Raw genomic sequence first — 24,273 nt, 5'->3', positions numbered from 1 at the left:
CAGGCCGGCACCCGCGGGGGCGCCGCCGCGGCCGCGGCCGCCGGGGCCGGGACGACCGCCGCCGGCACCGCCGCGACCGGCACCGCCGGCCGGGGCGGGACGGGACGAGGGCATGTTCATCGGGCTGGGACGCGGACCGCCCGGACGCGGAGCGCCGCCACCGGGACGGGGGGCGCCGGCCGCGCCGCCGGGACGCGGCACGCCCGCGGCACCGCCCGGACGCGGGGCGCGGTCGCCCTGCGGGCCCGGACGCGGGCCGGGACGGGGACCGCCCTGGCCGCCGGGAGCACCCGGACGCGGAGCGCCGCCGCCGGGGCGGGGAGCGCGCTGGTCGCCCTGCGGGCCCGGACGCGGGCCGGGACGGGGACCGCCCTGGCCGCTGGGACCGCCCGGACGCGGGGCGCCGCCGCCCGGACGCGGGGCCGGCTTGGCACCCATGCCCGAGGCGTTGGTCTGGAACGGGTTGTTGCCGGGGCGCGGACCGGCCGGGCGCGGGCCCGGACGGGGGCTGCGGCCCTCGGGACGCGGACCGCGGTCGCCGCGCTGCGGGCGCTCACCGCGCTCGGGACGGTCGCCGCGCGGGGCGCCGCCCTCGGGACGGCCCTGCGGTCCGGGGCGCGGAGCACCGCCGGGACGCTGGCCGGACTCGCCGCGCGGGGCCTTGGGGCCCGGCTTGGGGCCCGCCGGACGCGCGGGCTCGCCCTGGAAGGACGGGGGCTGCGCGGCCGGGGACTGCGGGGCGGGCTTGGCGGCCGGACCCGGCTTGGGGCCCGGCTTGGGCGCGGGCCCCGGCTTGGGGGCCGCGGAGGACTCGGCGCGCGGGCCGGGCTTGGGAGCCCCGCCCTTCTTGCCGCCGTCGTTCCCGTTGTTGAAAGCTTCCTGCAGGCGTCGCACGACGGGGGCCTCTATCGTCGAGGACGCCGAACGGACGAATTCGCCCATCTCGTTGAGCTTGGCCAGGACGGCCTTGCTCTCTACTCCGAACTCCTTCGCGAGTTCGTACACCCGGACCTTCGCCACTACTCTCCTTCAGCTTCGGTCCGGGACATGGGCTCGTGCCGGACCGTTGTTAGCTCGTACTCATCGCTGCGTACTCATCAGGCGCTCATCGCAATCTCGACCTGCTTCCTCATCGCTACACAACAATGGGCCGTACACAACTCGTGCAGCGCGCAGCACTGCACGCCGACCTCGGTCACTACAACCCGGAGGCCGGCCCGGACATTCCAACCCTATCGGGACGGGTCCGCCGGCGGGTCGTGCGGGGTGACACCGAACAGCGCCTCCACACGTGAAACGTCCCACCCACCGTCGCCCGGTCCCCTCCGAAAGGCGCGTGACCACACCCGCCTGCGCTCGGCCGCCTCGAGGCAGCGCCGATCGTCGTGCAGGTAGGCACCGCGACCCGGACGTCGACCCCGAACGTCGGGGATGACGGCCGTGCCCTCGGCCACCATCCGAACGAGGTCGGATTGGACTGCCCGCGACCGGCACCCCACACACGTGCGCGTGGGACGGTCGGGACCGTCTTCGGCAACCATATCGCGTCGAGCCACGACCGCGACCCGTTAACCGTCCGTCGCGGCGCCGCGACCGCCCGCACCGGTCCCGTCCTCCGCCTCGTCGGCGTCCTGCGGGACCTCCGCGTCGGAGCGGATGTCGATGCGCCATCCGGTCAGACGCGCGGCCAGGCGGGCGTTCTGGCCCTCCTTGCCGATCGCCAGCGACTGCTGGTAGTCGGGAACGATCACCCGGGCCACCCGGGCGGCCATGTCGAGGATTTCCACGGAATTGACCCGCGCCGGGGACAGCGCGTTGGCGACGAACACCGCGGGGTCGTCGGAGTAGTCGACGATGTCGATCTTCTCTCCGTGCAGCTCCGCCATGACATTGCGCACGCGGCTGCCCAGGGGGCCGATGCAGGCGCCCTTGGCGTTGACGCCGCCCCGGTTGGAGCGGACCGCCATCTTGGTGCGGTGGCCGGCCTCACGGGCGATGGCCGCGATCTCCACGGTGCCGTCGGCGATCTCGGGGACCTCCAGCTCGAAGAGCTTGCGCACCAGGTTGGGGTGGGTGCGCGAGAGGGTCACCGAGGGGCCGCGGTGGCCCTTGCGGACCTGCACCACGTAGGCGCGCAGGCGCTCGCCGTGGGTGTAGGTCTCGGTGGGCACCTGCTCCTGCGGGGGCAGCACCGCCTCGATCCGGCCCAGGTCGACCAGCACGTTGCGGGGGTCCTTGCCCTGCTGGATGATGCCGGAGACGATGTCGTGCTCGCGCCCGGCGAACTCGCCCAGGGTCAGCTCGTCCTCGGCGTCGCGCAGGCGCTGGAGGATGACCTGCTTGGCGGTGGAGGTCGCGATGCGGCCGAAGTTGGTGGGGGTGCCGTCGGACTCGCCGACGACGTCGCCCTCCTCGTCCAGCTCGGCCACCCACACGGTGACGTGCCCGGTGGAGCGGTCGAGTTCGACCCTGGCCTTCTTGTCGGGGCCCTCTTCCCGGTGGTACGCGATCAGCAGCGCGTCCTCGATGGCCCGGGCGACCAGCTCGACGGAGATGTCCTTCTCGCGTTCCAGGCTGCGCAGAACGCTCATGTCAATGTCCACGGGGCTCCCCCTCTAGTCCGCCGCGTCGGTGTCGGCGGCACGGCGGAATTCCACCTGCACCTTGCCCTTGCCGATCTCGGCGTAGGTGAAGGTGCGGGGACGACCCTCGACGTCCAGGGTGACGCCCTCGTCGTCGGCCTCGGTGACCCGACCGGTGATCCCGCCGCCCTCGGCGAGGGTGGCCTGCACCAGGCGCCCGCGCGAGCGGCGCCAGTGCCTGGGCAGGGTCAGCGGGCGGTCCACCCCGGGGGAGGTGACCTCCAGGACGTAGGGCAGTTCGCCCATGACGTCGGAGGACTCCAGGGCCGTGTCGACCTCCTGGCTGACCTCACCGACGGTGTCCAGGTCCACCCCGTTCTCGGAGTCCACGACCACGCGCAGCACCCGGCGCTTGCCGGCCGGTGTCAGCTCGACGGCCTCCAGGTCCAGCCCGGCCGCGGCCAGGACGGGTTCCAGCAGCTCGGCGATGCGCTCCTCACGCGCCTGCGCTCCCATGTGGTGTGCCCCTTCAAGGCGAGAATCCCGCCCGCGCGGCCTTCGGGCCGGTGTACGGGGCGGTCCAGCTCTGTACGTAAGTCTTCGACTGGTGGGTCCGCTCCCGCTCGGGGACGCGAACCGGCCGCGCGTCGCGTACGACGGCGGTCGTGGTGCAAGGGTATCCACACCCGGACCCCTTCCAGGTCGCGGTCCGTGGCGGGGGCGCGTCGGGGTGTGTCCCGGCGGACCCGCAGGCCCTGTCCCGCAGGGGGTGTGGACGGGGACCGGTTCCGGCGCCGGGCGTGGAAAGATGGGAGCGCGAGAACGAAGAGGCCGGGCGTCCGGCGCCGAGGGCGGTGCGGGGCAAAGGGCCGGGCACGGAGGGGAGAGCGCGTGGGCGAGGTCGGGGTCAGCCGCCGTACGGTCCTGGGCGCGGCGGCGGCGGTCGCCGGGGCCTTCGGCCTGAGCGGGTGCGGCGGGGCCGACTGGTATCCGGCCGACGTGACCCCCGACGAGCACGTGGTCCGCTCGCTGCTGTGGGAGAAGGAGCTGGTCGCGGCCCGCTACGCCGCGGCGATCGAGACCGGCTCGGGGCCGTCCGACCTGCTGGAGCGGTTGCGCGCCCACCACCTGGAGCACGTGGACGCGCTGACGGCGGCGCTGCCCGAGGACTCGGCGGCGGAGGAGTCGGCGGCCCCGTCCGGGGAGCCGACCGACCCGGCCCCGGACACCGCGCCCGACGCCGAGGGGCTGCGGGTGCTGGAGGCCTCGGCCGCGGCGGCCCGCATCGACCAGGCGGCGGCGGTGTCCGACCCCGGCCTGGCCCAGCTGATCAGCGGTATCGGAGCCTGCGAGGCCGTGCACGCCCACCTGCTGGCGCGCGCGTGAGCGGCCGGGCGATGGAGAGAGCGATGGAAGGTGGCGGTGCCCGGTGAGTGACGCGGACCTGTCCGTCGAGGCGGCCGACGACGGCCCCGCGGCCCTGGCGGAGGCCCTGGCCGCCGAGCACGCGGCGGTGTACGGGTACGAGTTCGCGGGCGGGGCCGGGGGCGACCTCGACTACCGCACCCGGGCCGGGGAGGCGGCGCTGGTGCACAAGGCGCTGCGTGACGAACTGCACGCCTTGTCGGTGGCCGCGGGCGTGGACCCGGCGCCCGCGCTGGCGACCTACCCCCTGCCGGCGTCGCGCGACGACGCCGCCCTGGACGCCTTCCTGCTGGGGCTGGAGGAGGCGACGGCCCGCGCCTACGCGTGGCTGTCGGCCGCCCGCGACACCGACCTGCGCACCGCGGGGGCCCGCGGCCTCCAGGAGGCGGCGGTGCGGGTGGTCGAACGCGGCGGGGAGCCCGGAGCCCTGCCGGGCTTCGACGAGGCCTAGCGCCCGCCGCCCTCCCCCGCCCTCGGGGCGCCGGGCGGGCAGGGACACGGACTGACGGAACGGCCCCGCCCGGGGTTGCGGGCGGGGCCGTTCCGGCGCGGGTCAGGCGCGGCAGGCGGCCGCGGCGCGCTCGACGATCGCGTCCAGGGCGACCTCCTCGCGCTCCCCGGTGGCGCGGTCGCGCAGCTCCACCACGCCGTCGGCCAGGCCGCGGCCGATGATGACGGCGGTGGGCACGCCCAGCAGCTCGGCGTCGGTGAACTTCACGCCCGGCGAGACGCCCTTGCGGTCGTCCACCAGCACGCGCAGCCCGCGGGCCTCCAGCTCGCCGGCGATGCGCAGCGCCTCCTCGATCTGGTCGCCCTTGCCGGTGCCGATGACGTGCACGTCGGCCGGGGCGATCTCGCGCGGCCAGATGATGCCCTTGTCGTCGTGGGACTGCTCGACGACCGAGGCCACCACCCGGGAGACGCCGATGCCGTAGGAGCCCATGGTGATGCGCTTGGGCTTGCCGTCCGGGCCCAGGGCGTCGACCTGGAAGGCGTCGGTGTACTTGCGGCCCAGCTGGAAGATGTGGCCGATCTCGATGCCCCGCGCGGTGTACAGGGTGCCCTGCCCGTCCGGGGAGGGGTCGCCGTCGCGGACCTCGGCGACGTCGATGACGCCGTCCGGGGTGAAGTCGCGCCCCGCCACCAGGTCGATGACGTGGTGGTCGGTCCGGTCGGCGCCGGTCACCCAGGCGGTGCCGGTGACCACGCGCGGGTCGACGAGGTAGCGGACCTTGTTGTCGAGCAGCGCGCGGGGGCCGATGTAGCCCTTGGCCAGGAACGGGTTGGCGGCGAAGTCCGCCTCGTCCAGCAGCGCCACCTCGGCGGGCTCCAGGGCGGCCTCCAGGCGCTTGAAGTCCACCTCGCGGTCGCCCGGCAGGCCGACGGCCAGCAGCTCCCACTCGTCCGAGCCCGGGGCGCGGGTCTTGACCAGGACGTTCTTGAGGGTGTCGGCCTCGCTGAAGTCGCGGCCCAGGTCGAGACCGTTGAGGAAGTCGACGAGGGTGCGGATGGTGGCGGTGTCCGGGGTGTGGTGGACCTTCGCCTCGGGCAGCCCCTCGACCGGCAGGGCGGCGGGGGCCGGGGTGGTGACCGCCTCGACGTTGGCGGCGTAGTCCGACCCCGTGCTGCGCACGAAGGTGTCCTCGCCGGTGGGCGCGACCGCGAGGAACTCCTCGGAGGCCGAGCCGCCCATGGCGCCGGAGGTGGCCTTGACGATGACGTACTCCAGGCCCAGCCGGTCGAAGATCCGGATGTAGGCGGCCCGGTGCTTGTCGTAGGACTCCTGGAGCCCGGCGTCGTCGATGTCGAAGGAGTAGGAGTCCTTCATGTGGAACTCGCGGCCGCGCAGCACGCCGGCCCGGGGCCGGGCCTCGTCGCGGAACTTCTCCTGGATCTGGTACAGGATGACCGGGAAGTCCTTGTAGGAGGAGTACTCGCCCTTGACCAGGAGGGTGAAGACCTCCTCGTGCGTGGGGCCGAGCAGGTAGTCGGCGCCCTTGCGGTCCTGGAGGCGGAAGAGGGTGTCGCCGTACTCCTCCCAGCGGCCGGTCGCCTCGTAGTACTCCCTGGGCAGCAGCGCGGGCAGCAGCAGCTCCTGGCCGCCCATGGCGTTCATCTCCTCGCGCACCACGCGGGCGACGTTCTCCAGGACGATCTTGCCCAGGGGCAGCCAGGAGTAGACGCCGGGGGCGGCGCGGCGCACGTAGCCGCCGCGGACCAGCAGCTTGTGGCTCGGCACCTCGGCGTCCGCCGGGTCCTCACGCAGGGTGCGCAGGAACAGGGTCGACATCCGCAGTAGCACGGCCACTCCTCGGTGAACGCGCCCCGGCCGGGGCGCGGGTGTTGGAACAACTCGAAAGAATCAGGGGAACCCCAGGCTAGCGCCACCGGGGGGCGCAGCGCGCGGCGATTCCCCGACCTGTGGACGGCTACGCTGGGGGCCGCACCGGGACGGACGGGACGGGGACATGGGCGGACGCGGGACACGGGAAGACGACGAGGTCGTCGGGGCGCCGGGCATGGAGCTGCTGGCCGACGCCGACCGGGCCGAATCGTGGTTCCTGGTGGTGGACGGCACGCCCCAGTCGCACGTGGACCTGTCGGACCCCGGGCACCTGGACTTCTCCTACGTGCGGCGGATCGCGCACGCCGCAGACCTGGTCGCCCCCGCCCGGGAACCGGTCGACGCCCTGCACCTGGGCGCCGGGGCGCTCACCCTGGCCCGCTACATCGCGCACACCCGTCCGGGTTCGCGCCAGCGGGCGGTGGACGTGAACGCCCCGCTGGTGGAGCTGGTGCGGCGGCGGCTGCCCTGGGACCGGCGCGCGCAGCTGCGGGTGGGGATCGGCGACGCCCGGGAGTGGATCGCGGCCCGGCACGACGCGAGCGCCGACCTCATCGTGTCCGACGTCTTCGCGGGGGCCCGCACCCCGGCCCGGCTGACGTCGGTGGAGTTCTACGCCGAGGCCGCCCGGGTGCTGCGCCCCGGCGGGCTGCTGGCGGTGAACGTGGGCGACGGCGGCGCGCTGGCGCACACCCGCGGCCAGGTGGCGACCGTCCGGGAGGTGCTGCCGCACGTGGCGCTGTCGGCGGAGCCGGGGGTGCTGCGCGGCCGCCGGTTCGGCAACCTGGTGCTGACCGCGTCCCACGGGCCTCTGCCGGTGGACGAGCTGTCCCGGCGGGCCCACCGCGACCCGGAGATGGCCCGGCTGCTCTCCGGCGAGGAGCTGGACCGGTTCGCCTCCGGCCGCGGCCCGGTGCGCGACACCGGCGCGGTCGACTCCCCCGCGCCGCCCGACGGCGTCTTCTGACCGCCGTCCTCCGGCCGCCCGGGGCGGCGGGGTACTCCGCGGGGAGTAGGCGCGGGGCCGCGATCGCCTCCCGGGGGAGGACGGAAACCCCTACGTGCGGGCCGTACCGTCGAGGGTGTGACAGCACTACTCCCGCGCCCCGCACGGACCGACACCTGGATCGCCCTGAGCCTGCTCCTGCTGTCGGCGGGCAGCACGTTCGTGGTCCAGATGACGGATCCCGCGACCGGTGCGCGCGACCCCTGGCCGTGGGGGTACGCGCTCATCGCGGTCGCCTCCCTGTCCCTGCTGTGGCGCACCGCCTTCCCCTGCGTCGTCGGACTGGTGTCGGTGAGCGCGGCGACCGTCTACTACCCCCTGGGCTTCCCCGACGGCGTGGTCATGGCCTGCACCGCCGTCATGCTCTACAGCCTGGTCCGGTGGGGGTACCGCACGTTCGGCTGGACCCTGGGGATCGTGCAGTTCCTGGCCGTGAACGGCTACGAACTGGCGGCCAACGAGACGTTCCGCCCCGAGGCGCTGGGCATCGTCGGGTGGGTGCTGGTGCTGCTGTGCGCCGGCGAGGTGGTGCGCTGGCGGCAGGAGTACCTCAAGGCGGACCGGGAGCGAGAGGCCGAGGCCGGCCGCACCCGGGAGGAGGAGCTGCTGCGGCGGGCCTCCGAGGAGCGGCTGCGGCTGGCCCGCGACGTCCACGACACGGTCGCGCACAACATCTCGCTCATCAACGTGCAGGCCGGCACCGCCCTGTACCTGATGGAGAGCGAGCCGGAGCGGGCCTCCCAGGCGCTGGCCACCATCAAGCAGACCAGCAAGGACACGCTGGTGGAGCTGCGCGCCATCCTCGGGGTGCTGCGGGCGGCCGACGAGGGCGCGCCGCGCTCCCCCGTCGCCGGGGTCGACCGGATCGGCGAGGTCGCCGAGGCCGCCCGGGGCGCCGGGATCGCGGTGGAGGTGAAGGTCGCCGGCACCCCCGTGCGGCTGCCGGTGGGCACCGACTCCGCCGCCTACCGGACCGTGCAGGAGGCGCTCACCAACGTGGTGCGCCACGCGGAGGCGGACCGGGCCACGGTGCTGGTCGACTACCTCCCCGACGCGGTGGTGGTGGAGGTCGCCGACAACGGGCGGGGCACCCTGGGCTCCCCCGCCGCGGGCAACGGCATCAGCGGCATGCGCGAGCGGGCCGCCCTGGTCGGCGGGACGGTGGACGCGGGCCCGCTGGAGGGTGGAGGATTCCGGGTGCGGGCCCGGCTGCCGATCACGGGTTCCGAAGAACGAACGGGGTGAACGTTGATCCGCGTACTGCTCGCCGACGACCAGGCGCTGGTGCGGGCCGGCTTCCGCGCCCTCCTGGACAGCGCGGACGACATCCAGGTGGTCGCCGAGGCCGCCGACGGCGAGGAGGCGGTGCGGCTGGCCCGCGCCGAACGCCCCGACGTGGTCCTCATGGACATCCGCATGCCCGGGGTGGACGGCCTGGCGGCGGCCGCGCGCATCATCGCCGAGCCCGCCCTGGAGAAGACCCGGATCATCATCCTGACCACGTTCGACCTGGACGAGTACATTTTCGAGGCGCTGCGCTCGGGGGTGAGCGGGTTCCTGGTCAAGGACACCGAGCCGCGCGACCTGTTGCAGGCCGTGCGGGTGGTGCACCGGGGCGAGGCGCTGCTGTCGCCGGGGATCACCCGGCGGCTGATCTCGGACTACACCAGCCGCCCGCGCGCGAACGCGGAGCCGTCGCCGCGCCTGAACGGCCTCACCGACCGGGAGCGGGAGGTGGTGGCGCTGGTGGGCCGCGGGCTGTCCAACGAGGAGATCGCCCGGGAGCTGGTGCTCAGCCCCGCCACGGCCAAGACCCACGTCAGCCGGGCCATGGTCAAGCTGGGCGTGCGGGACCGGGCGCAGCTGGTGGTGCTGGCCTACGAGTCGGCGCTGGTGACCCCCGGCTGGAGCGGACGGAACCCCTAGGGGACCCCCGTAACCCCCCGGGAGTAGCGCCCCGGGGCCGGCTACCCCCGTGGGAGACGGGCGAAAGCCCTCCGCCGGACGATGCCCGGGACCGGACCCGCGGCGGATGCTTCTCGTGATTCCCGACGACGATCACGAGGCCCTGCGATGTTCGACGATCCCCTCCTCCTGGCGCGGCTCCAGTTCGCGTTCACGGCGGCGACGCACTTCATGTTCGTGGCCCTGACCCTGGGGCTGGCGCCCTACATCCTCACCGCCCAGCTGCGGGCGACCCTGTCCGGCGACCGGGAGCGGATGTCCGCGGTCCGCTTCTGGGGCGGGCTGTACCTGGTCAACTACGGCATGGGCGTGCTCTCCGGACTGGTCATGGAACTCCAGCTGGCGCTCAACTGGAGCGGCCTCCAGGAGATGTACGGCTACTCCTTCGGGGCGCCGCTGGCCCTGGAGACGATGACGGCGTTCTTCATCGAGTCCACGTTCCTGGGGCTGTGGATCTTCGGGTGGGACCGGATGGGCCGCTGGGCGCACCTGGGGTGCTTCGCGGTGGTCACCGCGACGGCGTACCTGTCGGCCTGGTGGGTGCTGGTGTCCAACGGGTTCCTGCGCAACCCGGTGGGCTTCGAGATGGTGGACGGCGTCGCCCACCTGACCGACCCGGTGGCGCTGATGACGAACCCCGCGGCGACGATGGCGTTCGGGCACATCGTGACCGGCGCCCTGCTGGTGGGCGCGGCGGTGATCATCGCGACGAGCGCCTACCACCTGCGGCGCGGGAGCGACCCGCAGCGGATGTTCTCGCGCGGCATCGGCTACGGGGCGCTGGTGATGGTCCTGCTGCCGATCCCGGTGGCGGGCTTCGGCGGGGTGCAGTTCGGTCTGTTCGGGCAGGACCCGCCCACCAGCGGCCAGACCTACTCCGCGGCGGAGATCGAGGCCATCGAGGCGGCCGGCAGCGGGGTGCACGCCGGCGTCGGGACCGCCGCGGAGGTCTTCATGATGGGCATGTGGGGCCTGATGTTCCTCCTGGGGCCGGTGCTGCTGCTGGGCTGGGTGATCGCCCGTGTGTCCAAGAGCGCGCGGAGGCTGCGGGGGGCGCTGTACCCGCTGGCCGTACTGCCCTTCCTGCCCTACCTGGCGAGCGTCGGCGGGTGGGTGTTCCGGGAGACCAACCGCCAGCCGTGGACCGTCGTGCACCACCTGACCACCGCCGACGCGGTGACGCCGATGTCCCCGGCGGCCGCCGCGGCCGCCTTCGGGCTGTTCACGCTGGCGTTCGCGCTGCTGGCCGGGACGACCTGGTGGCTGCTCGTGCGGTTCGCCCGGCGCGGCCCCGAGGGCGGCCCGCTGGCCGAGCGCCGCGACGACGGCGCCGCCCCGGCGGAGTCCTCCACCCCCGTCCCCACGTTCTGAACCGGAGCCGTGCCATGTCGGACGTCCTTTCCTCCCTGTCCTCTCTTCTGCTCGCCCTGTTCGTCGTCGGCTACCTGGTGCTGGCCGGGGCCGACGTGGGGCTGGGCATGCTGATGCCGCGCGTGGCGCGCGGCCCCGACCAGCGGCGCCGGGTGGTGGCCGCGATCGCCCCCTACTTCCTGGCCACCGAGGTGTGGCTGGTGGCCCTGGTGGGGGTGCTGGCCGGGCTGTTCCCGTCCGTGGAGCACCACGTGGTGGCGCGGCTGTGGCCGGTGCTGGTGGCGCTGGCCGCGGGGCTGCTGGTGCGCGACGCGGGCCTGTGGCTGCGCTCGCGGGTGCCGGGCCCGGGGTGGGCGGCCCTGTGGGACGGCGCCGTCGTCGCGGGCAGCTGGACACTGGCCCTCTCCTGGGGCTGGGTCCTGGCGTCGCTGGTCGCCGGCGAACCGGGGGTCTCCCTGTTCACGGTCCCGTGCGCGCTGACCGTGGTGCTGCTGTTCGCGCTGCGGGGTGCCGCCTTCGGGGCCGAGCGGCTGGTCGGCGAGTCCGACGCCGAGAGCGCGGACGTGGCCGCCCGCGACACCCGCCGGATCGCCCTGGCGGCCCTGGCGGGGACCCTGGTCACCGCCGTGTCCGCCCCGCTGTCGGGCGCCGGAGTGGGCGCGGCGGCGGTGGTCCCGGCGGTGGTGCTGGCGGCCGCCCTGGCGGCGACCGCGGGGCTGTCCGGCCCGATGCTGTCCCGGCACACCTCCGCGGTGGCGATCGCGGTGCCGGGCGTGCTGGTGGCGGTGGTGGGAGACCTGCCGCTGGCCCCGGTCCCGGACACGACCGCCGTGCTGGTGTGGTCGGTGCTGGCCCCCGCCATTCCGGTCATGCTCATCGGCCAGGTTTGGCTCTACCGAATGACGCGTCGCCCGAGCCGTTCCCCGGGCTTCTTCGCCTGAGCCCGGATTCGCCCGGGCCGGTGGGGACGGGCCGCCGGGGCCCCGGCGTGTCGGTCAGGATTCGTCAAGGACACCGTCCCGGATTGGGAAAGCCCGGCCCCGGGCACGTCATCTGTCGGGAACCGCGCCGCCCGGCGCGGTGGACCGGACTCCGGACCGATCCGAGGAGGGATCATGACCCACCCCCTGACCACTCCCCCGAGCGCCTGCAGCTGCGGTTCGGGCTGCGGGTGCGGCTGCCAGAGCGGCGGTTCGTGCGCCTGCGGCGGCGGCTGCGGCTAGCCCGTACCCGACCCCCTTCCCGGCGGGCTGCCCCTCCCCTTGGGGGCAGCCCGCTCCCGTGCACTCCTCCCCGTGTCGCGACATTGCGCGATGATAGGTATACGCTGAGTCACTAGATGTATCTGCGCATCCACCCGTTGGGGGGAGATCGGCGATGCCGTTCACCAGGCCGACGAAAGGGAGTGCCACCGAGCACGCGTTACTGCTCCGGTGCGTCGAGGGCATCCGGGAGCGCTCGGCCCGGGCGGTCCCCTGGGAGCCCGACACGGTCGGGATACCGCGGGGCGGCTCCGAGAGCCCGCTGTCCCGGATCAACGACGTGGCCTTCTACGCGAACGCGCGCAACGACGTGGCGGCCCTGGCGGGGGTGTGCGCGGAACTGCTGCGGCTGCACCACCCCGTCGAGGAGGAGGGCGGCACGTGCGCGGGGTGCGGACTGGCCTGGCCCTGCCCCACCTTCGAGGAGATCTCGCGCCTACTGGCCTGAGACGGCCGCCGCCCGCCGGTCCCGGGGCGCGATCCGGTCTCGGCGGGCGACGATCCTCACCGGCCGTCCTTGGCGCCGGGTGACCGAACCACCGGACGCCCTCACCGGGCCGGGCATGGCCTGAGCGTAATACTGAAACTCGTTCTAATGCAAGCCCCACAGGGCAGCACTTCCCCAGCAGGGGAACGACTTCCTTCCGCCACATGGCACTGGAACCGGTTATGAGCCCTCCCCCGGGCGAGGGCAGGGCCGTCCCCGGAGGCGGGAACGGGGCGGGAAGGCGGAAGCAGAAGGCCCCCGCCGACGGCGGGGAGGCCAGGCCCAGGGGCGGGGGACAGCCCCTGGGACCGGCCACGGGGCGGCGGGCGCGGCGGCCCGGAACGGGGCGCGCCCTGCCCGAACGACGTTAACGAGGCGGCGGTAACACGGACACCCCCCTTCCGATAACCGGAGCGTCTCGATTCCCCCGACGCCGACCGAAATACCCGCCGTGACCTGCGACGACACCGGCGCTCACCGTTACCGGACACTCACCGGGAGAAAACATGCCACATACGAAAAACCGGGAACCGTCACCCTGTGCGACCTTTCCGTAAAGGTTGCACGGGGTTGCGATTCCCGGCCCAAGCAAACAGGGGTGCCCGCCGGCCCGCCGGCGGGCGTGAACTCAGCTAATGCGCGTGGCCAGCAGATAAGCGGACGGGGACTCCGCGTCGACGATATCGGTGACCCTCCACACCTGGCCGCCGACACTGAACACGTCGCCCACACGGACGTCGATCATCGGCGTGGGCCGCCACTCCTTGGGGCCGCCGATCTTGGCGACCGCCCGGCCGTCCTCGTCGATCCAGAACTGGCCGCCGCCCACGGGGCCGCCGAGGAAGCGGTCATTGCGTCCGTAACTGATCTTTTCCTGCGCGCCGATTTCGTGGACCACAGCAGTTTCTGTCCCAACCGTCTCGGATTCTCTGGAAAACGCAGCCATGTTAACCCGCACCGGTCAATTCCGCATGGCGATTCCCCCGCCACGGAGGCTTTTCAGAAGAGTAGCCGACAAAAGTAAGTGCGGGCCGGGACCAAAGTCCCGACCCGCACCAGGGAAAAGCGGGGGGCACGAACCCCCGAGAACACGCGTTCCCGGAAGATCTCCCCGGAACACGCGTCCCCCGGAACACGTGCCCCTGGAAACTACTTGTTCCCCTTGTTCCCCATCAATCCCTTGAGACGGCCCGCCACGGCCTCCAGGGCCGAGCTGAACGGGTGGTCGTGGACCATGTACGTCCACGTCATCGACGGCCGCTTGACGCCCACCTCGGAGACGTCCAGGGCGCCGTCCTCGACCTCCAGCTCCTCGAAGCTCTCCGCGGCCCGCGAACGGGCGTCGTCCAGGAAGCCCTTGAACACCGGCACCGCGTCGCGGTTGAACTCGTCCAGCGGGTCCCGGCGGCCCAGGAAGCGCAGGTGGATGCCCTCGCGCAGCTCCGACAGGAACGCGTTGTGGTCGGTCCAGCCGCGGTCCAGGTGGTACAGGGTGATGAGCCGCGCCGCGTCGGCGACCGCCTCCTCCCCCACCTCCTCGACCAGCTCCGCGTGCTTCTCGGGACGGTCCTTCTTGATGTGCCGGTCGCCCTCGTCGCCGGTGAGGACCAGCTCGCGGTGCTCCAGGACCACGTCCCGCTGCACGTCGATGAGCTGGTTGTAGCGCCAGGTGTTGCGGTGCACCTCCAGCAGCTGCCCCTCGGCGACCCGCTGGGCGTGGTCCACCATCGACAGCCAGGCCGGGTCGGTGATCTCGCCGCGGTCGTCGGTGGAGTACCCGGAGGTCTCGGACGCGTTGTTGACCACCACGTCGTCGTCCATGCTGACGAAGAACACCGAGTCGCCCGGGTCGCCCTGGCGCCCGGCGCGGCCGCGCAGCTGGCCGTCCAGGCGGCTGCTGGGGTAGCGGCCGTAGCCCATGACGTACAGGCCGCCGGCCTCGACCACCCGGTCGCGGTCGGCCATGTCGCTGCCGCCCAGGCGGATGTCGGTGCCGCGGCCGGCCATCTGGGTGGACACCGTGATGGCGCCGTGGGTGCCCGCCTCCGCGATGATGGCGGCCTCGTCGGCGTCGTTCTTGGCGTTGAGGACCACGCACTCCAGGCCGGCCTTGCGCAGCCGCTCGGCCAGCCGCTCGGACTCGGCGACGTCCTGGGTGCCGATGAGGATGGGACGCCCGGTGGCGTGCACCTCCTCGACCTCCTCGATGAGGGCGTCCTCCTTCTCCTCGCGGGTGGCGAAGAGGTGGGTGCCGTGGTCCTCGCGGACGTTCGGCTTGTTGGAGGGGATGACCGCGACCTCGAGCTCGTAGAACTCGCGCAGCTGCTCGGCCACCGCCATGGCGGTACCGGTCATCCCGGCCCGGGTCGGGTAGCGCAGGATCAGCGACTGGACGGTGATGGAGTCCAGCACCTCGCCGGTCTCGCTGACCGCGACCTTCTCCTTGGCCTCGACGGCCGCCTGCAGGCCGTCCGGCCAGCGCTGGAGCAGGGCGATGCGGCCGCGGGACTCGTTGATGATCCGGACCTCGCCGTCGCGCACCACGTAGTGGACGTCGCGCTGGAGCAGCACGTGGGCGTGCAGCGCCAGGTTGACCTGCGGCAGCAGGGACGACTCGTCCTCGGCGTACAGGTCCACGCCGCCCAGCGCCTTCTCGACCGCGTCGATCCCGGCGTCGGTGAGCTGGACGTTGCGGCCCTCGCCGTCGATCTCGTAGTGCATGCGCGGCTTGAGGGTGCGCACGATGTCGGCCATCTCCACGTCGGCGTCGACCCGCTCGGCAGCGCCGGCCAGCACCAGCGGCACGCGGGCCTCGTCGACGAGCACGGAGTCGGCCTCGTCGATGATGGCGACGTGGGGCTCGGGGACCACGCGGTCGGCGATGTCGGTGACCATGCGGTCGCGCAGCACGTCGAAGCCCAGCTCGCTGACCGGGGCGTAGGTGACGTCGCAGGAGTACGCCGCGCGCCGCTGCTCGGTCGTGGAGTCCTCGGTGATCCACCCGACGGTGACGCCGAGCATGTCGTACAGCGGCTTCATCCACTCGGCGTCACGACGGGCCAGGTAGTCGTTGACGCTCATGACGTGGACGCGCCGGCCGCGCAGGGCGAAGCCGGCGGCGGCCAGGGCACCGGTCAGGGTCTTGCCCTCACCGGTGGCCATCTCGGCCACGTGCCCGTCCAGCAGGGACATGACGCCCAGCAGCTGGACGTCGAAGGGGCGCTCGTCGAGGGCGCGCCGGGCCGCCTCGCGGCCCACCGCGCACAGCGACACGAGGTCGTCGCGCCCGTAAGGGAGGTCGCCGGTGCCGAGTTCGATGGCCCTGTCCGTCAGCTCGGTGTCGTCGAGCTCGCGCAGACCATCCTCCTCGGCCTCGATAGCCGACAGGAGCTTGGTATAAGGCCGCAGATCCACCGCGCCGGGCTTACCCAGCAGACGGCGCACGCTTTCCGCCATTCGTCCGAACACCACCACAGGGTAACGCCGGACACACACCCCACAAGACCCCGAACGCGCACGTTCGAGAACCGGCCGCGCGGACGCGGCGGCCGGTCTGCACCGGGATCAGACCACGAGCCGGCTCCCCCCGCTCTGGCGGGCCTCCACCGCCATGGCGTGCTTGACGAGGGTCACCAGCACCCGCACGACCGATCTGCGGTCGCGGGCGTCGCAGCGCACGACCGGGACGTCGGGGGTGAGGTCGAGGGCGTCGCGCAGGTCGTCGGCGGTGTACATCGACGCCTCGGGGTCGAACTCGTTGACGGCCACGACGAACGGCAGCCGGTACTGGCGCTCGAAGTAGTCCAGGGCCTGGAACGTGTCCTCCAGGCGGCGGGTGTCGGCCAGGATCACCGCCCCCAGGGCCCCGCGCACCAGGTCGTCCCACATGAACCAGAAGCGCTGCTGGCCGGGGGTCCCGAACAGGAACAGGGTCAGGTCCGTGTCGAGCGAGATGCGGCCGAAGTCCATGGCCACGGTCGTGGTCTGCTTGTCCGGGGTGTGGGAGAGGTCGTCCACCCCGGCGCTGGCGGCGGTCACCGCGGCCTCGGTCCGCACCGGCGGGATCTCCGAGACGGCGCCGACGAACGTGGTCTTGCCCACGCCGAAGCCCCCGGCGATGATGATCTTGGTGGACAGCGCGCCGGGTGCTTGAACGTCGTTCGTGGTGTTGGCTGGATCGATCACAGTCACAGTCCTAGCGAGAGTGCCGGGTCCGAACGGACGGGTGCGGCTCGCACGGCCCGGGCTAGCGAGGGGCGCGACGCCCCCGGGTCCGGCCTCCCCGCGGACCTTCACGGGTTCCTTCAGCCGACCGCGCGGGGTCGCCGCCCCTGGAACCTAACACCGGACGGCCGTGCCGGACGGCGTTTTGGGCACAGTCGCCGCGCGGGTCCGCTTTCTCACACCGGCGGGGGCGGGGTCCCGGGCAGCGCGAAGCGCCATCGCGCCCCCCGGGGCGTCCGATGGCGATCCGCTCCCCTCCGGGAACCGAGAGTGATCAGACAAGCACAGAACTCTACCCCGGGAGGCGGACTTTACGACATCGTGAGCGACCGCTTTCGGCCGCTTCCGGCCGCGCCGATCCCTGTCCGCCACCGCCCACGGCGTCTACGGTGGAGGGCAGGGCCCCCGCACGGTGTACGCGGTCGCGGAACCGACTCCTGGCACGAGCACCCGACCGCACAGTGGGAGCCGTCGGCGGCGTTCACGGACGCGCGGCCGGCGAACCGACGTCCCGCTCTTCGGCGTCGGAGCCGTCGCGCCCGACCTCCGCCGGAGCCCCACCGGCCCACAACCGTCCACGTGGGCCGGTGGCGGCCGTGCCCGCACCCCCTGTGGCCGTAGGATGGTCACGCCCCCGTTCGGGGGCTTTCCACGTACGACTTCCAGGGAGCCGAGAACTCCGCATGTCCGATCAGCGCGTCGTCCGCCCAGCCCCGATCAGCGGTTTCCCCGAGTGGACCCCCCAGGTCCGGTCCGTGGAGCAGCGCTGGCTGGACCATATCCGCGCCGGATTCGAGTCCTTCGGCTTCGCGTCGGTGGAGACCCCGTCCGTGGAGAACCTGGAGGTGCTGACCGCCAAGGGCGAGACCTCCCAGGAGGTCTACACCCTGCACCGCCTCCAGTCCGACCCCAAGGACGACTCCGACGCCCGGCTGGGGCTGCACTTCGACCTGACGGTGCCGTTCGCCCGGTACGTCGCCCAGCACTTCAACGAGCTGACGTTCCCGTTCAAGCGCTACCAGATGCAGCGCGTGTGGCGGGGCGAGCGGCCGCAGGAGGGGCGCTACCGCGAGTTCACCCAGTGCGACATCGACGTGATCAACGTCGACTCCGTGCCGCTGCACTTCGACGCCGAGCTGCCGCGCATCGTGCACCGGGTGCTCAGCGGGCTGGACATCCCGGCCTGGACGCTCAACGTCAACAACCGCAAGGTCCTCCAGGGCTTCTACGAGGGGCTGGGCGTCAAGGACCCGATCATGGTCATCCGGGCCGTGGACAAGCTCCACAAGATCGGCGACGACGGCGTCCGGGAGATCCTCACCGGGGGCGGGCTGAGCGCCGAGCAGGCCGACGCCTGCCTGGCCCTGGCGCGCGTCCGCGGCACCGGCGCGGACGTGCCCGACAGGGTGCGGGGGCTGGGCGTCTCCTCCCCGCTGCTGGAGGAGGGCCTGGAGGAGCTGTCGTTCGTCCTGGACGACCTGGCCGACCTGCCCGAGGGCGCGGTGGTCGCCGACCTGTCGATCGCCCGCGGGCTGGACTACTACACCGGCACGGTCTACGAGGCGTCCTTCGACGACGACCCCGGCTACGGCAGCATCTGCGCCGGCGGCCGGTACGAGGACCTGGCCGGGCAGTTCATCCGCCGCAGGCTGCCGGGCGTGGGCATCTCCATCGGCCTGACCCGGATCTTCGCCAAGCTGGTCGCCGAGGGGCGCATCGGGGGCGGCCGGATCTGCCCGACCGACGTGATGGTCGTGGTGCCCGGCGCCGAGCGGCGCCGCGACGCCCTGGCCGTCGGCGAGCTGCTGCGCTCGCGCGGGTTCAACACCGAGGTGTTCCACTCCACCGCCAAGGTCGGCAAGCAGATCCAGTACGCCTCGAAGAAGGGCATCCCCTTCGTGTGGTTCCCGCCCTTCGACGAGGACGGCGGCCACGAGGTCAAGGACATGGGCAGCGGCGAGCAGGCGGCGGCGGACCCGGCGTCCTGGTCGCCGGGCGACCGCACAGAGTAGCCGGTCCACGACGCGAACGCGACCGGCATGGGCGGTTTCCGACCGCTCGTGCCGGAAGCGGCCATTCCCGGGACAGGGCGCGGGGAGAAGTGCGACACTGGGTGCGACTGTTCTCCGCGGTCCCGGGTCCGGACGGGCCCGTGCCGCGGACCGTTCGGTGTCCTATGCAAATCGAGGCCATGTCTCCCCCTCGCCACAACCTGCCCCTGTCCGCCGGCGAGTTCATCCGCTTCGTCGGCCGTGAACGCGACATCGTCGACCTGGGCCGCCTGCTGGGCACCGCCCGGATGGTCACGCTGACCGGGACCGGCGGGATCGGCAAGACCAGGCTGGCCCTGCACCTGGCCGAGCGCGTGATGCGCCGGTTCCCCGACGGGGTGCGCTTCGTGGACCTGAGCGAGGCCACCACCGAGGACCAGGTGCTGCGCGCGGTGGCCGGGGTCCTCCAGGCGGTGGAGGACGACAGCCGCACCACGACCGAGGCGGTCATCACCGCCCTGCGCACCCAGAGCCTGCTGCTGTTCCTGGACACCTGCGAGCACGCGGTGGACCCGGTCGGGCGGCTGTGCCGCGCGGTGCTGCGCGACTGCCCGCGGGTGCGCATCCTGGCCACCAGCCGCCAGCCCCTGCACGTTCCCGAGGAGAGCATCTGGCGGGTGCCGCCGCTGTCCCTCCCCGCCCGGCCCACGCCCACCGACCCCTACTCCGCCGACCCGGCGCCGCTGCCCCGGCGCGACGCCCAGCGCTACGAGTCGGTGCGGCTGTTCGTCACGCGGGCGCACGCGGCCCGCTCCGGGTTCGAGATGACCCGCGAGAACTCCGGCCACATCGCCGAGATCTGCCGGCTGCTCGACGGCATGCCGCTGGCCATCGAGCTGGCCGCAGCCCGGGTGCGGGTGCTGTCGGTGCAGCAGATCCTGCGCCGCCTGGACGACCGGTTCCAGCTGCTCACCAGCGACGGGTCCGGCGACCTGCCGCCGCGCCAGCGCACGCTGCGAGCGGTCCTGGAGTGGAGCCACGGCCTGCTGAACGAGCCGGAGCGGGCGCTGCTGCACCGCCTGTCGGTGTTCGGAACCTGGTACCTGGAGGCGGCCGAGGACGTGTGCGCGGGCGACGGGGTGGACCCGGCCGACATCCTGCCGCTGCACTTCTCGCTGCTGGACAAGTCCCTCATCATGGTGGACTCCGAGATCGAGGGCACCGCCCACTACCGGCTGACCGAGACGGTGCGCGCCTACGCCGCCGAGCACCTGGCCGCGGAGGGCGGCGAGGACGAGCGCTGGTCCCGGTACCTGGACTTCTGCGTCACCCGCCTGGAGGCGGCGGCCGAGGGCTCCCGGTCCCCGATGGGCTGGTCGGAGCGGCTGGCCCACTTCCGCCTGCTCGACCACCACCGGGAGAACCACGCCCGGGTGGTGCGGTGGGCGCTCTCGCGCGGCCGGGTGGACGACGCCCTGCGGGTGTGCGTGGCGCTGCGCCCCTACTGGCTGGTGCGCGACCAGGCCGCCGCCGGAGGGCGGATCCTGGAGTCGGTGCTGGCCGCCGACCCCGACGGGCAGTCGCCGCAGCTGCGGGCCCGCGCGCTGGCGCTCCAGGCCGAGCTGCGGCTGGACCTGGACGTGGCGCCGCGGGTGTCCACCCTGGCCATGTGCGCCCTGGAGGCGGCACGGGCCTGCCGGGAGGCGGGGGCCGCCGCCTCGGCGCTGGCCACCATGGCGGCGCTGGCGCTGCGCACCAACGCCCTGGACGAGGGGCGCCGGCACGCCGAGCGCGCCCTGGCCTGGGCCGAGCAGGACGGCGACCCGCTCACCGAGACCACCGCGCTGGGCGTGCTGGCCCAGCTGGCCCGGCGGCGCGGGGAGCCGGACAGGGCCGTGGAGCTGCTGCGGCACTGCATCGAGCTGGGCGAGAAGCTGCACGACCGGTGGAGCGTGGCGCGCTGCCTGCACGTGCTGGGGTCGATCGCCGCCGAGCAGGACGAGTTCGAGCGGGCCCGCGACCTGTTCTCCGAGTCCCTGGCGGTGTTCGAGGAGCTGGGCGCCGCCCCGGCCACCGCGCACTGCTCACGGGAGCTGGGCCGGCTCTACCTGGCGCAGGGCCTGATCCTCCAGGCCCGCGAGCCGCTGGCCTCCTGTCTGCGGGTGAGCTTCACCTCCGGGCAGCGCATCGCGGTGGCCCGGGCGCTGGAGGCGCTGGGCGAGCTGGCGCTGGCCGAGGAGGAGGCCGAGCGGGCCGCCGCGCTGACGGGGGTGGCCGCCGACCTGCGGACGGCCCTGGACCGGCCCTCGGCCGAGACCGTGCGGCTGCGGTCGGCCGTCGAGGAGCGGGTGGGCCCCGTCCGCACCGCCGAGGCCTGGAACGCCTGGCGGTCGCTGCCGCTGGAGCAGGTGCGCGACCGCGCCCTGGCCTTCCCCCGCTCCTCGGACCGCCCGGCCGAGCCGGTGACCCTCACCCCGCGCGAGCGCGAGATCGCCGAACTGGTCGAGCAGGGGCTGTCCAACAGGGAGATCGCCGAGCGGCTGACGATCAGCCAGGCGACGGCGGCCCGGCACATCGCGAACATCTTCAGAAAACTCTCGATTTCCTCGCGGACCCAGCTGACCGGCTGGGCTTCCTCCCGAGATCGGACATGAAGGGACCGGCGCGCTCCGACCGCACTTGCACACCGCGCGTACAGGCGCTAAGACAGAGATTCCGACCACCCCCTCTACGAAGTCGTCCCCTTGCCAGCGACCCCCACCACGGTGAGGACCTCCCCGACCGCCCTGACATGTGAAGGCCATGGCATCTTCGACCGCGCCCGCGCGGCACAACCTCCCTCGGCCGGGCACCGGCTTCGTGGGCCGTGAGCGGGACCTGAGCAGCCTGCTGCGGCTTCTCGAGTCCAGCCGCTCGGTGACGCTGTGCGGTACCGAGGGGATCGGCAAGACCCGGTTGGCCCTGCGTGTGGCCGAACAGTCCACCGCGTCCTTCCCCGACGGGGTGTGGGCCGCCGACCTCACCGACGCGCACACCGAGCTGGAGGTCCACGCCCGGGTGGCGCAGGCGGTGGGCGTGGTGGAGGAGCCGGGACAGCCCCTGGCGACGACCGTGGTCGAGGCGCTGCGCGACCGGCGGCTGCTGCTGGTGCTGGACGCCTGCGACCCCGTGGCGGACGCGGTCACCGGTATCGGCGAGACCCTGCTGGCCGCCTGCCCGGGGGTGTCGATCCTGATCACCGCGCTGGAGCCGGTGCGGCTGTCGGGCGGGACGGTGTGGCGCATGACGCCCATGGCGCTGCCGGTGGCCTCGCGCAACGGCCCGCCGCCCGACCCCGCCGACTCCGAGGCGGTGCGGCTGTTCCTGGACCGGGCGCGGATCCGCGACCCCCGCTTCGACCCGTCCCGGCAGGACCTGGAGACGGCGGCGGTGCTGTGCGACCTGGCCGGCGGGGTGCCGCTGGGCATCGAGGTGCTCGGGGGGAGCGCTCCGGGCATCGGGCCGGACGCCCTGGCCGAGGGGCTGCGCGCCCACCTGGCCTCGCCCGAGTTCCGGCCGGGCCCGGGCCAGGCGGTGGCCCGCAGCGAGGTGCTGCCGATCGTCCTGGACTTCGTCTACCGGACCCTGCCCGAGCCGGAGCGGGTCCTGCTGCGGCGGCTGTCGGTGTTCCGCGGCTGGGACCTGGAGTCGGCCGAGCAGGTGTGCGCCGGCGACGGCCTGGCCCGGGAGCACGTCCTGGACCTGCTGGCGTCGCTGCTGGACCGGTCGCTGATCACCGTCACCGGCGAGTTCGAGGGGCGGCTGCGGTACCGGCTGCCCGAGGCGGTGCGGGCGTTCGCCGCCGAGCGGCTGGCCGAGGCTGGCGAGGACGGCCTGCTCCGGGAGCGGCTGCTGGACCGGATGACCCGGCTGGCCGAGGACCTGGGCCTGCGGCTGGAGTCGAGCCGGGCCATGCCCTGGAGCGAGCGCGACGCCGGGCGGCGCCGGGTGCTCGCCGAGTTCGACACGCTGCGCTCGCTGCTGCGCTGGGCGCACCGGGAGGGCCGGGCCGAGCCGGGGCTGCGTCTGGCGTCGAGCCTGGTGGCGCACTGGGTGAGCCACCACGACTACTCCGAGGGCGCCCACCTCATGGACCTCCTCCTGGACCTGGAGGACGCCGAGAAGGCCCCCTCGCGGGCGCGCGCCCTGGTGGGCCGGGCCCAGCTGGCGCGGGTGCGCCGCGACCACGCCCTGGCGCTGTCCCTGGGCGAGGAGGGGCTGCGGCTGTGCCGGGAGTCGGGCGACGAGATGTTCGTGCGCACCGCCCTGAACCTGCTGGCGCTGGTGGAGGTGCGCGAGCGGGTGCCCGACCGGGCGGCGGTGCGGGTGGAGGAGGCCCTGCGGCTGTGCCGGGAGTCCGGCGACCTGTGGGGCGAGGCGATCGCCCTGGGCACCCGGGGCGCGCTGGCCGCCCAGCAGGGCGACCACCAGACCGCCGACCAGCACTACAACGCGGCGCTGACCCTGTTGCGCGGGATCGACCACCGCTGGGGCGTGGGCGTCACCCTCATCGGCCAGGCCCGCGCGGCCGAGCTGGGCGGGGACCTGGTGACGGCGGACCGCTGCTACCGGGAGGCGCTGGACACCCAGCGGATGATCGGCGCCTCCGCCGAGGAGGCCCGCTGCCTGGCCGGGATCGGCAGGGTGGCGTACGCGCAGGAGCGGGTCGAGCAGGCCTGCGACTACCTGAGCGAGGGACTGCTGCTGAGCCACGCCGCCGGCCAGCGGGCCGAGGTCGGCCGGGCGCTGGTCGCGATCGCCCGGGTGGCGTTCGCGGTCGGCATGCGCGACGCCGCCTGCCGTATCGCCGGGGCGGCCGTGCAGATGCGCGAGCGGCTGGGGCTGTCCGTACCCCCGGCACCCTGGCCCTTCGGCGACGAGGAGAAGACCCGCAGGCGCCGCAAGCGCCTGGTCTCCCTCTGGGAGGAGGGCCGGGGGCTGAGCACCGCCGAGGCGGTGCGCGAGGCCGAGCGCCTGGCCGAGGAGGGGCGCCGGCCGCCCTCCCGGCGCAGCCCGTCCCCCGCCCCCCGGCGCACGCCCGCCCGGGCGGCCCGTCCGGCGCGGACCGCCGCGGCCCCGCCGCCTCCCCCGCCGCAGACGCCGCCCCAGCAGCGCCTGACCCGGCGCGAGCTGGAGGTGGCCCGGCTGGTGAGCAGGGGGCGGAGCAACCCGGAGATCGCGCGGGCGCTGTTCATCAGCCCGGCGACCGCCGCCCGGCACATCGCCAACATCAACAGAAAGATGGGCTTCCATTCGCGCACGCAGATCGCGGCGTGGATGCAGAGCCACGGGGGACGGGACTGACGGTTCCTCCGAAACCCCCGCGAACGGGGCCTGTACCGGCCCCTGCGCACTGAATCTACATATGCATCTGCATAGCAATATGCATGTGCATCCGACCGTGAACGCGCTAGGCTTCCAGCCATGGAACGCACGCGATCGCGGCACTTCGGTGGCGCGGTCCGGGCGCTCCGGGAACGGCCGTCGGCCCGGGTGCGCTGCCCGGAATCCCGGCGGACCGTCAGCCCCGGGAGGACTCCCGGGGCCGGTGGGAACCCGCACCGGCGCGAGGTGGAA

The 24,273-nt window shown here is 73.6% G+C and carries 19 protein-coding genes; 11 read left to right on the top strand and 8 right to left on the bottom strand.

Translation table 11 applies throughout. The annotated features are described in order from the left end of the window. From ACFVNO_RS04300 to rimP, 4 genes are all read right to left on the bottom strand, one after another. The coding region (locus ACFVNO_RS04300) for a translation initiation factor IF-2 N-terminal domain-containing protein (protein ID WP_378889142.1) at positions 1 to 1,020 on the bottom strand (1,020 nt) is incomplete at its 3' end. Between the two features lie 212 nt (positions 1,021 to 1,232). Continuing rightward, positions 1,233 to 1,541 (bottom strand): YlxR family protein, encoded by a 309-nt coding sequence (locus ACFVNO_RS04295; protein ID WP_220559397.1) that lies wholly within the window; start codon positions 1,539 to 1,541, stop codon positions 1,233 to 1,235. A gap of 27 nt (positions 1,542 to 1,568) precedes the next feature. Beyond that, positions 1,569 to 2,591 carry a transcription termination factor NusA gene (nusA, locus tag ACFVNO_RS04290; protein WP_220559396.1) on the bottom strand — a complete coding sequence of 341 codons (1,023 nt, stop codon included), beginning with the start codon at positions 2,589 to 2,591 and terminating at the stop codon, positions 1,569 to 1,571. Between the two features lie 24 nt (positions 2,592 to 2,615). After that, positions 2,616 to 3,098 carry a ribosome maturation factor RimP gene (gene rimP / locus ACFVNO_RS04285; RefSeq protein ID WP_355262294.1) on the bottom strand — a complete coding sequence of 161 codons (483 nt, stop codon included), beginning with the start codon at positions 3,096 to 3,098 and terminating at the stop codon, positions 2,616 to 2,618. A gap of 375 nt (positions 3,099 to 3,473) precedes the next feature. On the opposite strand from rimP, the gene ACFVNO_RS04280 reads away from it, so the two are divergent. Continuing rightward, the gene (locus ACFVNO_RS04280; RefSeq protein ID WP_378889137.1) at positions 3,474 to 3,968 is read left to right on the top strand and encodes a ferritin-like domain-containing protein; all 495 of its coding nucleotides are present in this window, start codon (positions 3,474 to 3,476) and stop codon (positions 3,966 to 3,968) included. A 43-nt stretch (positions 3,969 to 4,011) separates the two neighbouring features. After that, positions 4,012 to 4,458 carry a DUF4439 domain-containing protein gene (locus tag ACFVNO_RS04275; protein ID WP_355262300.1) on the top strand — a complete coding sequence of 149 codons (447 nt, stop codon included), beginning with the start codon at positions 4,012 to 4,014 and terminating at the stop codon, positions 4,456 to 4,458. Positions 4,459 to 4,560: 102 nt separating this feature from the next. Here ACFVNO_RS04275 and ACFVNO_RS04270 read toward each other — a convergent pair whose 3' ends face one another. Next, complete coding sequence (locus ACFVNO_RS04270; RefSeq protein ID WP_355262450.1) at positions 4,561 to 6,297, bottom strand: proline--tRNA ligase; 1,737 nt, start codon at positions 6,295 to 6,297, stop codon at positions 4,561 to 4,563. A 178-nt stretch (positions 6,298 to 6,475) separates the two neighbouring features. Between ACFVNO_RS04270 and ACFVNO_RS04265 the strand changes: the two genes are divergently transcribed. The 6 genes from ACFVNO_RS04265 (at position 6,476) to ACFVNO_RS04240 (ending at position 12,403) form a co-directional block, all read left to right on the top strand. Then, positions 6,476 to 7,318: a fused MFS/spermidine synthase gene (locus tag ACFVNO_RS04265; protein WP_355262303.1), complete on the top strand. Its 843-nt coding sequence runs from the start codon at positions 6,476 to 6,478 to the stop codon at positions 7,316 to 7,318. Positions 7,319 to 7,435: 117 nt separating this feature from the next. Then, a complete protein-coding gene (locus ACFVNO_RS04260; protein WP_378889132.1) occupies positions 7,436 to 8,602 on the top strand; it encodes a sensor histidine kinase in 1,167 nt (388 codons plus the stop codon). 3 nt (positions 8,603 to 8,605) lie between these two features. Further along, positions 8,606 to 9,283: a response regulator transcription factor gene (locus tag ACFVNO_RS04255; RefSeq protein ID WP_355262309.1), complete on the top strand. Its 678-nt coding sequence runs from the start codon at positions 8,606 to 8,608 to the stop codon at positions 9,281 to 9,283. Between the two features lie 147 nt (positions 9,284 to 9,430). After that, the gene (locus tag ACFVNO_RS04250) at positions 9,431 to 10,693 is read left to right on the top strand and encodes a cytochrome ubiquinol oxidase subunit I (protein WP_378889129.1); all 1,263 of its coding nucleotides are present in this window, start codon (positions 9,431 to 9,433) and stop codon (positions 10,691 to 10,693) included. 14 nt (positions 10,694 to 10,707) lie between these two features. After that, complete coding sequence (locus ACFVNO_RS04245) at positions 10,708 to 11,634, top strand: cytochrome d ubiquinol oxidase subunit II (RefSeq protein ID WP_355262315.1); 927 nt, start codon at positions 10,708 to 10,710, stop codon at positions 11,632 to 11,634. 436 nt (positions 11,635 to 12,070) lie between these two features. Then, a complete protein-coding gene (locus tag ACFVNO_RS04240) occupies positions 12,071 to 12,403 on the top strand; it encodes a hypothetical protein (protein ID WP_220559387.1) in 333 nt (110 codons plus the stop codon). Positions 12,404 to 13,070: 667 nt separating this feature from the next. Here the strand turns inward: ACFVNO_RS04240 and ACFVNO_RS04235 are convergent. From ACFVNO_RS04235 to ACFVNO_RS04225, 3 genes are all read right to left on the bottom strand, one after another. Next, positions 13,071 to 13,340, bottom strand: a complete 270-nt coding sequence (locus ACFVNO_RS04235; RefSeq protein WP_220559386.1) for a DUF6406 domain-containing protein — start codon at positions 13,338 to 13,340, stop codon at positions 13,071 to 13,073. 251 nt (positions 13,341 to 13,591) lie between these two features. Then, positions 13,592 to 15,898: an accessory Sec system translocase SecA2 gene (gene secA2 / locus ACFVNO_RS04230; protein ID WP_355262453.1), complete on the bottom strand. Its 2,307-nt coding sequence runs from the start codon at positions 15,896 to 15,898 to the stop codon at positions 13,592 to 13,594. Between the two features lie 108 nt (positions 15,899 to 16,006). Continuing rightward, a complete protein-coding gene (locus ACFVNO_RS04225) occupies positions 16,007 to 16,627 on the bottom strand; it encodes an ATP/GTP-binding protein (protein WP_220559385.1) in 621 nt (206 codons plus the stop codon). A 722-nt stretch (positions 16,628 to 17,349) separates the two neighbouring features. Between ACFVNO_RS04225 and hisS the strand changes: the two genes are divergently transcribed. The 3 genes from hisS to ACFVNO_RS04210 all read left to right on the top strand — a co-directional run bounded on the left by hisS (position 17,350) and on the right by ACFVNO_RS04210 (position 24,000). Continuing rightward, positions 17,350 to 18,678 carry a histidine--tRNA ligase gene (gene hisS, locus ACFVNO_RS04220; protein ID WP_220559383.1) on the top strand — a complete coding sequence of 443 codons (1,329 nt, stop codon included), beginning with the start codon at positions 17,350 to 17,352 and terminating at the stop codon, positions 18,676 to 18,678. Between the two features lie 179 nt (positions 18,679 to 18,857). Then, positions 18,858 to 21,311, top strand: coding sequence for a LuxR C-terminal-related transcriptional regulator (locus tag ACFVNO_RS04215; RefSeq protein WP_355262323.1), 2,454 nt, complete (start codon positions 18,858 to 18,860; stop codon positions 21,309 to 21,311). 148 nt (positions 21,312 to 21,459) lie between these two features. After that, positions 21,460 to 24,000, top strand: a complete 2,541-nt coding sequence (locus tag ACFVNO_RS04210) for a LuxR C-terminal-related transcriptional regulator (RefSeq protein WP_378889120.1) — start codon at positions 21,460 to 21,462, stop codon at positions 23,998 to 24,000. Positions 24,001 to 24,273: the final 273 nt, after the last annotated feature.

This window comes from Nocardiopsis sp. NPDC057823, assembly GCF_042797335.1.
In the GTDB taxonomy this organism is placed as follows: domain Bacteria; phylum Actinomycetota; class Actinomycetes; order Streptosporangiales; family Streptosporangiaceae; genus Nocardiopsis; species Nocardiopsis changdeensis.
Note: the sequence above shows the minus strand (reverse complement) of the source record. Positions and strands in the feature narration are given on the sequence as shown.